We start from the raw sequence: 14,031 nt of genomic DNA, 5'->3' as shown, positions 1-14,031 counted from the left end.
AAGCATATGAGCGATGTAACGCCCATATTGCTTATTCTCATGTTATGTTAACTCTGGCCAAAATGCTTTATTTGCCACAATTAAGTCGTCTAATATATCTTTTGCTACTTTAGCACTCGGCACCGTTTTCGATAATGTGATGGCCTGCCATAGTTTTTGATAGGAACCTTCTTCAAATGCTTCTACTACTAATTTTTCTACGCCAACTTGCTGCTCCATGAGACTTTTTTGAAATCTAGGAATTTCTCCAACCACTAATTTTTCTGGACCGCTGCTGCCAACGATACAAGGAATTTCGACCATGGCTGTTGGGTCAAAGTTCATGATGGCGCCATTGTTCTCTACAATCATCAGCATCCGTTCTTTTTTATTAAAAGCAATGGCTCTTGCTAAATCAACGATATAGGAAGCGTGTTCATCGATGGTTAGCTTTGTTTCCTTCGCACTCCCTTTATCAATGATGGCCTGACATTCACTAAAAACAAAAGCTTCCCGCCCCTCCATCACTTCATTGGCACGCGTGAACGCTATATTTGAATGTGCCACTTCTTCATCTGGAAATAGATAGTATTTCAAATACGTATTCGGTACCGTTTTTGGATCAAGTGCTTGAATATCTTTAGCCTTTTTTAATGTGCTGTTCCAGCTCTTCTGCTGTTCTAGTTCAGATGTTCCATCTGTTGCATAACCATGCTGGCTTACATGCTGAATCACCTCAGGCATTAAGCTATTTCCTGCTTTATCTCTAATATCTGTCCACCAGCCAAAATGATTCAAACCATAGTAATCTACTTCTAGTTCTTTACGTGAAGTTAAGCCTAAATTCTTTGCAATCAATTCTTCGATTCCAATTGGCATATCGCATATATTTAAAATCTTGGCATTCGGTCTTAGCTTACGTGTTGCCTCTGCTACTATCGCTGCAGGGTTAGAATAGTTTAACATCCAAGCTTCAGGTGAGTATTTTTCCATATAATCGACAAGTTCTAATACACCTGGAATGGACCGCATTCCATAAGCTATTCCGCCTGGACCGCATGTTTCCTGTCCGACGACTCCATGCTTCAATGGAATTTTCTCATCTAATTCACGCATTGCATATTTGCCGACACGGATATGTGCCATCACAAAATCGACTTGAGTAAAAGCTTCTTCTGGGTCCGTGCTTGCCAGTAATCGCACTTCTGGTGCTCGTTCTTTTAACATAATCTCACATGCATCTGCAATCGTTTTTTGTCTAGCTTCATCATTATCATAGAGTTTAATTGTATGAATTGGGAACTCCTCTAGATAGTCTAACAGCATCAAAATGATCCCTGGTGTAAATGTACTTCCGCCTCCAGCAATGGTAATATTAAATGTTTTTTTCATGATATCCAGCTCCTTTTTCAATCTAATGAAAGTTTTGTCTCAAACGACTCTCTCACTTGCGGTACACTTAAGCCAACAATGATTTGAATGCTTTGACCACTCTTAGCCATTACGTGTGCCCGTTTATTTTTTGTAAAGTATTCCCTATCTTTCACCAAGCTAGGGTCAAACACTGTAATACGCAGACGCGTGGCACAGTTTGTCACATCTTTAATGTTTTCTTTACCGCCAAGGCCTTCTAAGAAATAAACGGCTTTCTCTTCATACTCAGACGCATAAACGGGCGCTTCCTTTTTGTCATGACCCTTTTTATTAGCATTCTCATAATCTTGTTTTGTATATAGCCTAGTCTCCTCCTCATGTTTTCGACCTGGTAATGGAATATCAAATTTCACAATCATCCATCTAAATATGACAAAATACAATGCTGTAAATAGACATCCAATCATTGCTTGGATCAGATAAACCCCTCCATGATTTGAAGAGAGCGGAATCCAGTTCAATGCAGCTATTTCAATCAGCCCGGAACCCATCATTCCGACAACACCAAACATATTCATGATTGTCACCATGGTCGCTCCAAGAAGTGCATGTATGACAAATAAATAAGGTGCGAGAAATAGAAATGTAAATTCAAGTGGTTCTGTAATTCCGGCAAATATTGCTGTTAATGTGGCGGGTAACACCAATGCCAAAACCTTTTTTCTATTTTCATTCGGGGTAGAAAAATACATCGCTAGAGCTATCCCTAAACAGCCGAACATCTTAATATTTCCATGCAGTAAAAATCCGTATGGATAAAGATTTTTCAAATCGGAAGTTGAGGTCGCAAATTCATTTAAGTGAGCAATCCAATATGGTTTTAACCCCCCATTTACAGCCGCTGGACCAAACTCAAAAGGTGTATAAATAAAATGGTGAAGTCCTGTTGGAATTAACACCCTTTCCAAGAAATGAAACAGCCAGACACCGATATATCCAGACTGTGACATGAACCCTTGGAGAGATTGAATCCCTTGCTGAACATAGGGCCATACAAAAGCAACGATAAAAGCAATAGGAATCATTACAAAGAATCCGATGATGACAACAAATACAAGCCCTTGGAAAATGCCAAGCATTTCAGGCAGCTTTTGATCATAAAAACGATTATGGATCCAAATCACGATTCCAGATATCATAACCGCACCAATGATACTTGTATCTAGCGTAGGTATACCCGCAATTTCTTTTACACCCGCTACGTTCTCGACACCTTGCGATAAATCTACACCAAAAGTGGACGGCCAAAGTGTCAAAATAGCATGAATATAATTGTTAAACACAAGATAAATCATCAAAGCTGCGAGCGTAGCACGTGCTTGCGCTTTTTTTGCAAGAGAGATGGGCAAGCCAATCACAAATGCCAGCTCCATATGATTGAAAATCGTCCATCCCCCGCTTTCAATCAGTGCCCAAACCTTATACCACATCGTATCTTCTGCAGCCATTTCCCCCATAATCGCTGGATTCTTACATAAAGTCGCAAGGCCTACAACAATACCAAAAAATGCGAATAAAAGTACAGGAACTACCATAGCACTACCAAATCGCTTGATTGCATTCATAAGCATAACCCCTTTGTTTGATCCATAAGACCACTGTAAAGGTAGCGCTTTCAAAAACCAATAGATTTGACGTATTTAGAAATCAAGTTGTAACATTAGATTATATTTTCACAGGAAGAAAATATTTTCATGTTGGAGGGCACATCGCATGATATTGGACAAGTTGGTAAATGAATACTTCGAAGATTTAAATAAGAATGATCTGCACATTATTAAAACGATTCACGATCACCTTGAAGAAATGAAGACAATGAAAATTCAGGATCTTGCTCATTATGCTCATACTTCCATCTCATCCATCCATCGGCTTGCCAAGAAAATAGGCTTCGACGGCTACAGTGACTTAAAGTCTTATGTGAAATTGAATAATCATACTGAAGAAACAACACAAGATTTAATGAAGCTGCTCGATCAAGATATCCAGCAGACAAGGAAATATATGGAGCAGCTGGACTTTCATCAATTAAATCAACTGATTGATCGCGCATCGTATATTTATATTTATGGTACAGGAACAGCTCAGCTCGATTTGGCCAATGATGTACAACGACAGTTATGGTCACTGCATAAGAAATCTCAAGTTTTGCGAAGTAAGCGAGACTTAACAGATGGAATCGTTGAATTTGGTGAGGATGACCTTTTATTTATCATTTCTTTATCAGGCGAATCGAAGAATTTAGATGAAATCATTCAATTGGTGAAAACGAGACATATCAAATTTATCAGCATGACCACATTGAGGAATAACCTCCTCGCGCAAAATGCCATGTTTAACATCTATGTAAGCAGCACCCCGTTTCCTTTGTATAACAAAGTGGACAACTCAAGCTTTCTGCCATTTTACATTGTGGTAGATATGATCGTCAGAAAATTTAGTGAGTGGAAATGGAACCAATTGAATAATAGGACTTAAAAATAACAGGTACAGTTTTGGAGTGAAGTGGTGAAATAATTCATTTTGCTTCATAAAAAAGAGAGACACTTTTGTCTCTCTCAAAAAACACCAAAATATTTTTCTGAAATAAGTGATGACTGCTCAATGTTATTCAGCAGTATAATGCCCAGCAAGCAATTCATCAAACGAATCCGCTAATTTGAAATCCGTCTCATATTCTAGATCAAAGTAATGAATTGGCGGATGCTCCTTTGTTACTCTGTAATCCAATGCAATCCACGTATGACCATCCCCACAAAGCAGCACAAGTCCCTCAGGCAATTCCCATTCTTCTATTAAATAATCACTATCCATAATGCCTTCATTTTTAGCAATTCCTCTTAAATGATCAAATGACACATGATCCTCTGCCCATCCATTCGGCTGGTCCGTTGGAAAAGCATTATGCAAGGTATAACCGCCATTTTGTTCAAGAATAAGTTTCTTATATGTATCAGGCAGGATGACGCCTAGCTTCTTTTCCGCTTTTGCAATTCCTTTCTCATTGATTTTCTTAAATGTCTCTTCACTTTCTCTGTCTTTATCCCAAAATGATTTCAAATAAAATACCTCCAATTGTTATTTCTATCTTATCTTACCATTTGAGACGACTAGTTTAATAGTCCTATTCATAGAAAAAAGAGAAGGGCTTCCCCTCCTCTTTTCAATCGTTATTGTTCTTTATTTCTCGCTTCAAATTCATCCAGCATTGCACGCACTTCATCTGTTGATGATGTGTTCATTAATTGATTTCTTAAGAAACTCGCTCCTCTGAATCCTTTCACATAAATCTTAAAGAAACGGTGCAGTGCCTTGAATGGACGCAAGCCTAGTGATGAATATTGATCATGTAGATCAAGATGCAACCTTAAAAGACCTAGCAGCTCATCACTCGTATGCTCCTTCTGTTCTTTTTCAAAGGCAAATGGATTATGGAAAATCCCGCGCCCAATCATCACTCCGTCCACTCCATACTGCTCAGCGAGCTTTAAGCCCGTTTGACGATCAGGAATATCACCATTGATGGTCAAAAGAGTATCAGGTGCTACTTCATCACGCAGTTTTATAATCTCAGGAATAAGCTCCCAATGCGCATCCACCTGGCTCATTTCCTTTCTAGTACGAAGATGGATCGATAAGTTCACAATGTCTTGCTCCAAAATGTGTCTAAGCCAATCGCGCCATTCATCGATTTCTGTAAAACCAAGTCTTGTTTTCACACTGACAGGCAGTCCCCCAGCTTTTGCCGCTTGAATCAGCTCTGCCGCAACATCTGGGCGTAGAATCAATCCACTGCCCTTCCCATTTTGTGTGACATTCGGGACAGGACAGCCCATATTAATATCAAGCCCCTGAAATCCTAACTCCGCCATTCCAATGCTCATTTGTCTAAAGTTCTCAGGCTTGTCTCCCCAAATATGAGCAACAATCGGCTGTTCATCCTCTGTAAAGGTTAAACGCCCCTTCACACTTTGAATCCCATCCGGATGGCAATAGCTCTCGCTGTTCGTGAACTCTGTAAAAAACACATCAGGTCTCGCCGCCTCACTCACAACATGACGAAACACAACATCTGTCACTTCTTCCATTGGTGCTAATATAAAAAATGGCCGTGGTAAATCACGCCAGAAATTTTTACTCATCTTTCATCCAATTCCTCTCATGACATAGCGCCTTAAAGGGCATGTTTCTTCTATAAAATCTTTCAGCAATTTTTATCATTATATACTTTAGTAAGGATTCAATGCAAAAGGAGCATAAAATGAACATTAACAAAATGCTATCAGCACTTTATAAAATATCAAAAATTTGAGAAGACGTAAACGCCGTTCAAAAAGGTACTACTGGAAAACGTGTCATGCGACGGGCAGCAGGTAATGCATCTGGCAAACTAATAAAAAAGATATTCAAATAAAAAAGCCCTATGCAGGGGCTTTTTAAATTGTAATTGCCTTTTCTGTTACATGATAAGTATTAGAAGTAATGATTTTATCAAGCGACCAACCGGCAGCGAATAACACAGAAAAAATTGTTAAACTGATACTTAACTTTTTCAACTTTAGATATTCTCTATTCAAAATATATCACGTTATATAAAATACAGTACTAAGATACAATTCATTCTTAATATGGTTTTTGTTACAATTTTTGTGTATTGCATAATAAGAGTGATTTTCTTAAAAGACCTATACGAATTTTAGAAATATTTCACTGGTTTTTCTTAAAAGTTGCTGCTTAGATCAGAAAGAATTCTGCCAAATCGCAAAAGTAATGGATAAAGGGGAAAAGTGGACAGAAAAACAGTTCACTAATGCTTAAATAGGCTCTCCTAGAGATGTTACTAAAACTTTGGCAAAATTCATTATTAATCTTGTTTAAATAAACAATAAGTGCTATTAGTTTCTAATAGCGCTTTTTTATGGAGGTATTCATGTCTTTTTCTTACGTGATTTCATTGACTTTTTTAATACTCCTTTTAGTGTCTATCATACTCTATACTTTTTTAAGAAAGAAAAACGTTGTAGATGAAGCCCCTGGCGCTATTGCTGCCGTTCTTCTTATTTTACTAATATTTTTTTCCCTAAGTTTCATTATTGCCCTTCCAACTGTTATGCTTTATCTAGTCTCATTGGGAGTGAATTTTCTTTTCGGTGAATACATCACTTATGATTCATTTTTCTCTTTGATTACCTTTTCATTGTTAGTCAGCATCATCGTGATTTTTTGGTCATTTATAGTTTTATTTATAGGGAAAGGAATCATTTTTTTGTTGAAGGTCCCAATATGGATAACTTATATTTTAGAATTTTTTGCTTCGTGGGCTCTTATTTACTTCACGATTAAATATGTACTAAATTTGGAGAAAATTGAAGTTTCTATATGGGGAAATGGTGTATTGATTTTATCTTTCTTTGTTAGCTTTTTATACATCGGACTTGATATTATATCCTCTGCGCTTGATCAAAAAAATCAGAAAAACATAGAAGAATAGCCCCCCATCCAATAAAGGACAGGGGGCTATTTACTCTTAGATATTATTTTATACCGCTTTTCTAACACTGCTGCTTTAATCTTTGGACCATAGATGCTATCAGCAGAAAGCCTATGCATCATCCTGATATCGATGTTTTTCTCGAAATCGGGATGTCTTTCAATACATTAATGATTAATCACAAGACTTGCCACACACTCCACATGACTCGTATGCGGAAACATATCCACAGGCTGCACTTCCTCTGTCACATACCCGCCTTCTTCAAGAATACGCAAATCACGAGCAAGCGTCCCGGGGTTACAGGAAACATACACAACTCGGTTTGGTTTCATCTTTAAAATGGTGTCAAGCAGTGCTTCGTCACAGCCTTTTCTTGGCGGGTCGACGACGAGGGTATCTGCTTTGATGCCTTCTTTATACCAATTTGGGATGACGGTTTCTGCTTCACCGACTGCGAATTCGACGTTGTTGATTCCGTTTAAGGCAGCGTTGCGTTTTGCGTCTTCAATTGCTTCTGGCACAATTTCTACGCCATATACTCTGCCTGCTTTTTGGGCGAGAAATAAGGAAATCGTACCGATTCCGCAATACGCATCAATCACGGTTTCTTCACCTTGCAGCTCTGCATATTCAAGCGCTTTGTCGTAAAGCACTTTTGTTTGAGCTGGGTTCACTTGATAAAACGAGCGGGCTGAAATGGCAAATTTGATGTCGCCAATCGTGTCATAAATGTATTCTTCTCCCCATAAAACGGTCGTTTCATCTCCGAAAATGACATTTGTTTTCTTTGAATTCACGTTTTGCACAATTGACCGAACATGTGGGAAGCGTGCTATAATCTGCTCAATCACCTCCTGCTTTTGCGGAAAGTCAGCCGTTCTAGTGACAAACACAACCATCATTTCACCTGTTGCAATACCGTAGCGAACCATGACATGACGCAGCCAGCCTTTGTGCCGCTCTTCGTTATATGCTTTAATGCCAAACGCATTGCATATGTCTTTTACCGCCTGTACCACTTCGTCATTTTCTGATTGCTGGATCAAACATTTTTTCATATCGATGATTTCATGGGTACGCTGCTGATAAAATCCTGCAACAAGTCCGCCTTCCCGTTCGCCAACTGGAACTTGTGCTTTGTTTCGGTAATTCCAAGGGTCTTCCATGCCTAGTACAGAATGAACTTTTACACGGCTCATATCAAGCTTGCCGATCCGCTCTAAAACGTCCTTTACTTGTTTCTGTTTAAATAGCAGCTGGCCTTCATAGCTCATATGCTGAATTTGACAGCCTCCGCACTGCTTGTAGATAGGACATGGCGCATCTTGCCTGTGCTGACTTTCCTTTGTCAGCTCCATGAGTCGTCCAAAAGCAAATCCTTTTTTGACACGTGTGACTTTGATTTTCCCTTGTTCGTCAGGAAGGGCATTCGGTACAAAGACAGGGAACCCTTCAATTTTCGCTACACCTGCACCTTCGTGCGTTAAGTCTTCGAAGGTTACATTGTAGTATTCATTCTTTTCAACAGGCGGTTTCATTTTCACCAATTTTATCACCTCATTTGCAAAGAAAAACTTGGCGCCATAAGGAACCAAGTTCAATCTCTACCCTATTTTTTCAGCTGTTGCTTTTGGCACTATAAATTCTATATGACGATACAGGTTTTCAAATTCACCTGGCAGCATGCCGCCGAATTCGCCATCTAAATTTAATTGCATTTTATCTTTTACATCTACCTTCACGCGATTCGCTTTTGCGTAGATGACATTGTTATCATGAATATGCTCGCCTCGTAGTGCAAGGCTGACTACTCGAATGGCTTCTGCTAAATTGACCTTCTTTAAAATAATCAGGTCAAACATTCCATCATCTAAAATGGAATCTGGCGCTAGCTTTTCAAAGCCGCCTACTGAATTTGTGAGTGAAACAAGAAACAGCATGATTTCTCCATGAAACAATTTGCCGTCATATTCAATTTCGACTTCTGTCGGGCGGATAGAAGGAAGCATCTCCATGCCTTTTAAATAATAAGCAAGCTGTCCAAGCATTGTCTTCAGCTTACTAGGCACTTCATAAGTGAGCTCTGTTAACCGGCCGCCGCCTGCAATATTAATAAAATAATGGCCGTTGACTTTACCGATATCAAGCGGCTTCGCTACACCATCAATAATGGCATCTGTCGCTTTTAAAACACCTTCTCGTGGAATGCCAAGTGCTCTTGCGAAGTCATTTGTTGTTCCAACAGGAATGATTCCTAGTTTTGGTCTTTTTTCAAGCGGTGCTAGTCCGTTGACGACTTCATTGATCGTGCCGTCTCCACCTGCTGCTACAATTAAATCAAAGTCTCTCTGTGCAGCTTTTTCAGCTGCTTGTGTCGCATCTCCTGCACATGTGGTTGCATGACAAGATGTTTCATAGCCAGCTTGTTCAAATTTTTGCAAAACCTGCGGCAAATTCTTCTTGAAGAGTTCACGCCCAGATGTCGGATTGTATATAATTCGAGCACGTTTCATTCATCATCATCCTATATTCATTATGCAATCTATTTTCACCACTAACAACCTTTAATTATACTATGAGATTTGAAAATGGCAACAGAACAACCAGCTAATATGAGAAATCTCCTGTCACATTTCACTCAACAAGAAAGCATTCTGATAAGATAAAAGAAAACGCTCTAAAGGATGGTATGCGATGAAAAAGCCTGTCTATTTTAATCATGATGGCGGTGTTGATGACCTCGTCTCGTTATTTCTTCTCCTTCAAATGGAACATCTGAAAGTGATCGGGACGTCTGTGATTCCTGCTGATTGTTATTTAGAGCCTGCTCTCAGTGCGTCTCAAAAAATCATTGATCGATTTAGCCCCTATGAAATTGAAATCGCTGCTTCAAATTCTAGAGGCGTCAATCCTTTTCCGAAAGAGTGGCGCATGCATGCTTTTTATGTAGATGCCTTACCTATTCTAAACGAGAAAGGCATTGTAGATACAAAAGTGTCCAAGCTTCCAGCACACCTTCATTTAATCGAAACCGTTAAAAAGGCAGCAGAACCTGTCACGCTGCTCTTTACAGGTCCGCTCACAGACCTTGCTCGCGCCTTAGAAGAAGATCCTTCAATCTCTAATAAAATTGAAAAATTGGTGTGGATGGGCGGTACGTTTCTTGAAAAAGGCAATGTTGAGGAACCCGAGCATGATGGGACAGCAGAATGGAATGCATTTTGGGATCCTTATGCTGTCAGCACTGTCTTCAAGGAACGCTTTCCTATTGAAATGGTCGCACTTGAAAGCACGAATCAAGTTCCGCTTACACTTGATGTGCGTCAGCGCTGGGCTTCCCTTCGTTCTCACATTGGAATTGATTTTATTGGTCAGTGCTACGCCTTTTGTCCACCGCTCATTCATCTTGAAACGAATTCGACCTATTACCTATGGGACGTGCTGACAACGATGACACTTGCTTCTTCATCATTTACCCGTTCAAAGGAAGTGGGCGCGATCGTTTATACCGAGACGCCAAAGCAAGGACGTACAGAAGAACATCCAGATGGAAAGTCAATACAAGTGATTGACCATGTCGATCGTGATGCCTTTTTCCAAGCATTTGAAGAGCTCATGAGAAAAGCTGTTTGTCAGATTTCAACATAAAAAATCCCCGCTAATGAGCGGGGATTCCAGATTATTGACAAAGGGCTAAAATGATCTTTATTTTAGTCCTTTGTCTTTTTTCAGCGTGATAGAAAACCTTTGAAGTCTAGGAAGGACGAGCACCGGAGCGGAGCGAATTGAACATTCGTGAGCACCGGAGCACAGGACTGACAAGGAATGAGGGTTTGTCTAGACGCTGAAAGCCCCGCCAATGAGCGGGGCTCCCTCTTATTCTTCTTCAGCGTACTTTTTCTTACGTCTGAACTTGCTTAAAATTTCATACACGATTGGGACGATGACCAATGTGAGAAGTGTAGAACTTGTTAAACCGCCGATCACGGTCACGCCAAGTCCTTTTGATACGATCTGGCTTCCGCCTTCAAATCCTAATGCGAGTGGCAGCAGTGCACCGATCGTCGCAAGTGCAGTCATTAAGATTGGACGTAATCTTATTGTACCTGCTTCAAGTAAAGCTTCTCTTGTTGAAAGACCTTCTTTTTCTTTATGAATGACGCGGTCAATCAGCACAATGGCATTTGTCACAACGATCCCGATCAGCATGAGCAATCCAATCATAGCGTTTAAGCTGATGGTTTCTTTTGCTAAAAACAATCCAACGAGTGCGCCAATAATCGTAAATGGAAGTGAGAAGAGAATTGCAAATGGTGCAAGACCTCCGCCAAATGTGATGACGAGAACGAGGTACACAATGGCAATCGCTGCAAGCATTGCAAGTCCAAGCTGTGTAAAGGATTCCTCAATATCCGCACTTACGCCGCCTGTGTCAATCGTTACGCCAGACTTCACATCAAGCTTGTCGACTTTCTTCTGAACATCCTGTGTCACACTTGAGACGTTGTCTGTTGTCATGTCACCAGACACTTCTGCGTAGATTTTTCCATCACGTTTTGTCACCGTATTTGCTGTCGTACCATCTTTTACTTTTACGACATCACCAATCCGGACTTCTTGTCCTGTTGGTGTTGTGATCTTTTTATTTTCTAAATCTTTTTTGCTCTTATATTCGTCTTTTTCGGTTTGAAGCTTCACATCAAGTTCTTTGCCGTCCTCTGTGACTTTCGTCAGTGTTGTTTCACTATTTTGAGGAGCAATCGCTTGAGCGATTTGTGAAGCAGTTAGACCCAGCTTCGCCAGTTTTTCTTGATCTGCATTAAACGTATATTCATCGTATTTCTCAGATAAGCTTGTGCTGACATTTTTTAAGTTTTTCTCATCTTTTAAGATGTTCTCGACATCTTTTACTGTGCCTTCAATATCGCTTACTTTGTCACCGTAGACATAGTACGTTACTGTATTGCTTGCGCCAGCAGATGAGAAGTCTTGTGATTTCCATTCCCCTTTAGACGTTTTGTCTTGCAGGGCTTTGACCACTTTATCTTTTTCTTTATCAAAGTTTGGCGTGTCTTCATCATATTGTACGAAGAATAACGCACCGTTCGAGTTGCCGCCTACACTTGCTGTAAGCGCATTTGAAGAACCTAGTGAATATTGAACAGTATTGACATGGTCACGTTTGAACAAGTATTCTTCTGCTTTTTTCGTTTCATCGATTGCTTGTTCTCTCGTTTGTCCAGGTTCAGGTGTATATGTCACCATCGCCGTCTTATCTGCTTGCTGTGGTAAGAAGCTGACACCGACAAGTGGTGCTAAGAATAAGCTTCCAACAAGCATAAGAATGGCAATTCCTGATGTGATCCATTTATGGTTCAGTGTCCAATTGAGTACACGTCTATAACCGCCAGCAAGCTTGCTTGGTTTATGCTCTTTTACCTTTTTCGCTGTGCCGTACAGGTTCTTTTTAAATAGACTGTGTGCCATCATTGGAACAATCGTAATGGCGACAAGCAGTGAAGCAAGTAAAGCAAACACAATCGTTAGGGCAAATGGGATGAATAGTTCACCAATCATTCCACCTACTAATGCTAACGGTAAGAATACCGCAATGGTCACAATTGTCGAAGACATGATCGGGATAAACATTTCTTTTGTGGCTTCTCTGACGAGTGCTTTGCCTTTTAACGGTTCATCCTTTAACGCCATTCGTCGATAGATATTTTCTATGACCACAATCGAGTCATCGACCACACGTCCAATGGCGACGGTCATGGCACCAAGTGTCATGATATTTAATGTAATATCAAGCTGATTTAATAATAAAACAGCAATCAACAGAGATAACGGAATGGAGATGACCGAGATTAATGTTGATTTGATATCTCGAAGGAACAATAGGATGATAATGATCGCAAAGATTGCTCCGATGATTGCCTTGTTTAGCATTGTGCTGACAGACTCTTTAATCGGCTCTGCTTGATCATATGTCGTGCTTACTTTGATTCCTTTGTTGTCTTTTTTGAATTTCTCAAGCTCTTTTGTCACTTCTTCTGCCACACTCACGGTATTGGCATCAGAGCCTTTGACAATTTGCAGACCGATGCTGTCTTTTCCATTCGTTCTAGAGATCGATTCTGCATCTTTTACTACTTTAATATCCGCAATTTCAGAAAGCTTGATCGTCGGCAGCTCTACAGTTTGACCGCTTGCTGCTCCTCCACCAGTTTCCTGCTGAGCTGCTGCTTGCTGTTGACTAGCATTTCCAGCCTGCTGCTCTGCACCTTGCGCACCTGGGTTTTCAGCGCCGCTGGATGGTGCCCCAGCTCCAGCGCTTCCAGCACCGCCGCTTGCACTTGGTGTGACAGGGATTCGCATGTTTTTCAAATCTTTGACGCTTAAAATATTGCCGTCCACGACAACTGATTTTTGTTTGTTGCCAAATGTGTATAGACCTAATGGTACGTTGACATCAGAGCCTTTGATCATGTTTTGGACGGTTTCTTCATCTAAACCGTATTCTTTCAATTTCTTTTGTTTAAAAGAAAATTCTACTTCTTTGATTTGCTGTCCTGAAGCTTCGACAGAAGAGACACCGTTTAATCCTTCAAGAGAAGGAACAAGGTCGTTTTCTACTTTCTGTGTAAGGTCTTCTAGTGATTCTTTATCACCAGAGACGCTGAGTGCTAAGATTGGAATCGCGTTGATGCTAAAGCGTGCAATTTTTGGTTTTTCTGCATTTTCCGGAAAATTGATATTGCTAATCGCATCTTCAATTTCCTTCTTTGCTTCATCCATGTCTTTGTTATAGTCGTACTCGACTTGAATAGATGAGGCATTTTCAAATGAATTGGATGTGACCACATTGACTCCGTTGAGGTTTTGAATAGACTTCTCAATTGGGTCGGTCACCTTATCTGATACTTCGTCCGGCGTTGCGCCAGGATACGTTGTAGAAACCGTAATGACTGGAGTGTTGATATTCGGGATTGATTCTTGTTTCATATTCAATCCGGCATATAGACCAGCAACTGTTACGATAATCGTCATGAGCCATACAGCGAACTTATTCTTTAATACAAAATTGATGATCGAATTCATTATGTCCTCCATTTTCCTTTATG

General features: G+C 40.1%; 9 protein-coding genes and 1 pseudogene. 3 read left to right on the top strand and 7 right to left on the bottom strand.

From position 1 onward, the window contains the following. Positions 1–42: 42 nt before the first annotated feature. Both C6344_RS17035 and C6344_RS17030 read right to left on the bottom strand, forming a co-directional pair. The gene (locus tag C6344_RS17035; RefSeq protein ID WP_106073134.1) at positions 43–1,371 is read right to left on the bottom strand and encodes a 6-phospho-alpha-glucosidase; all 1,329 of its coding nucleotides are present in this window, start codon (positions 1,369–1,371) and stop codon (positions 43–45) included. A 17-nt stretch (positions 1,372–1,388) separates the two neighbouring features. Further along, complete coding sequence (locus tag C6344_RS17030) at positions 1,389–2,978, bottom strand: alpha-glucoside-specific PTS transporter subunit IIBC (protein WP_106073133.1); 1,590 nt, start codon at positions 2,976–2,978, stop codon at positions 1,389–1,391. A gap of 148 nt (positions 2,979–3,126) precedes the next feature. Between C6344_RS17030 and C6344_RS17025 the strand changes: the two genes are divergently transcribed. Continuing rightward, positions 3,127–3,891, top strand: coding sequence for a MurR/RpiR family transcriptional regulator (locus C6344_RS17025; RefSeq protein ID WP_106073132.1), 765 nt, complete (start codon positions 3,127–3,129; stop codon positions 3,889–3,891). 132 nt (positions 3,892–4,023) lie between these two features. Here the strand turns inward: C6344_RS17025 and C6344_RS17020 are convergent. Next, positions 4,024–4,473 (bottom strand): annotated as a pseudogene (locus tag C6344_RS17020) (SMI1/KNR4 family protein); the annotation flags it as partial. 110 nt (positions 4,474–4,583) lie between these two features. Continuing rightward, positions 4,584–5,555, bottom strand: coding sequence for a tRNA dihydrouridine synthase (locus C6344_RS17015; protein ID WP_060595718.1), 972 nt, complete (start codon positions 5,553–5,555; stop codon positions 4,584–4,586). A 788-nt stretch (positions 5,556–6,343) separates the two neighbouring features. On the opposite strand from C6344_RS17015, the gene C6344_RS17010 reads away from it, so the two are divergent. Continuing rightward, positions 6,344–6,904 carry a hypothetical protein gene (locus C6344_RS17010; RefSeq protein ID WP_106039470.1) on the top strand — a complete coding sequence of 187 codons (561 nt, stop codon included), beginning with the start codon at positions 6,344–6,346 and terminating at the stop codon, positions 6,902–6,904. Positions 6,905–7,071: 167 nt separating this feature from the next. Here C6344_RS17010 and rlmD read toward each other — a convergent pair whose 3' ends face one another. Continuing rightward, the gene (gene rlmD, locus C6344_RS17005) at positions 7,072–8,451 is read right to left on the bottom strand and encodes a 23S rRNA (uracil(1939)-C(5))-methyltransferase RlmD (RefSeq protein ID WP_106071931.1); all 1,380 of its coding nucleotides are present in this window, start codon (positions 8,449–8,451) and stop codon (positions 7,072–7,074) included. Between the two features lie 60 nt (positions 8,452–8,511). After that, complete coding sequence (locus C6344_RS17000; protein ID WP_034664632.1) at positions 8,512–9,420, bottom strand: diacylglycerol kinase; 909 nt, start codon at positions 9,418–9,420, stop codon at positions 8,512–8,514. 181 nt (positions 9,421–9,601) lie between these two features. On the opposite strand from C6344_RS17000, the gene C6344_RS16995 reads away from it, so the two are divergent. Further along, positions 9,602–10,555, top strand: coding sequence for a nucleoside hydrolase (locus C6344_RS16995; RefSeq protein ID WP_106073131.1), 954 nt, complete (start codon positions 9,602–9,604; stop codon positions 10,553–10,555). Positions 10,556–10,783: 228 nt separating this feature from the next. Here the strand turns inward: C6344_RS16995 and C6344_RS16990 are convergent, their stop codons facing one another. After that, positions 10,784–14,008: an efflux RND transporter permease subunit gene (locus tag C6344_RS16990; protein WP_106073130.1), complete on the bottom strand. Its 3,225-nt coding sequence runs from the start codon at positions 14,006–14,008 to the stop codon at positions 10,784–10,786. Between the last annotated feature and the right edge of the window lie 23 nt (positions 14,009–14,031).

Origin of the sequence: Bacillus sp. GBSW19, from assembly GCF_002998655.1 — a bacterium.
Taxonomy (GTDB): Bacteria; Bacillota; Bacilli; order Bacillales; family Bacillaceae; genus Bacillus.
Note: the sequence above shows the minus strand (reverse complement) of the source record. Positions and strands in the feature narration are given on the sequence as shown.

What these genes read in the sequence shown, in the direction of transcription:
- C6344_RS17010 (WP_106039470.1), top strand. Translation starts at nt 6,344, where the DNA reads ATGTCTTTTTCTTACGTGATTTCATTGACTTTTTTAATACTCCTTTTA.
- C6344_RS17035 (WP_106073134.1), bottom strand. Translation starts at nt 1,371, where the DNA reads ATGAAAAAAACATTTAATATTACCATTGCTGGAGGCGGAAGTACATTT.
- C6344_RS17030 (WP_106073133.1), bottom strand. Translation starts at nt 2,978, where the DNA reads ATGAATGCAATCAAGCGATTTGGTAGTGCTATGGTAGTTCCTGTACTT.
- C6344_RS17025 (WP_106073132.1), top strand. Translation starts at nt 3,127, where the DNA reads ATGATATTGGACAAGTTGGTAAATGAATACTTCGAAGATTTAAATAAG.
- C6344_RS16995 (WP_106073131.1), top strand. Translation starts at nt 9,602, where the DNA reads ATGAAAAAGCCTGTCTATTTTAATCATGATGGCGGTGTTGATGACCTC.
- C6344_RS17000 (WP_034664632.1), bottom strand. Translation starts at nt 9,420, where the DNA reads ATGAAACGTGCTCGAATTATATACAATCCGACATCTGGGCGTGAACTC.
- C6344_RS16990 (WP_106073130.1), bottom strand. Translation starts at nt 14,008, where the DNA reads ATGAATTCGATCATCAATTTTGTATTAAAGAATAAGTTCGCTGTATGG.
- C6344_RS17015 (WP_060595718.1), bottom strand. Translation starts at nt 5,555, where the DNA reads ATGAGTAAAAATTTCTGGCGTGATTTACCACGGCCATTTTTTATATTA.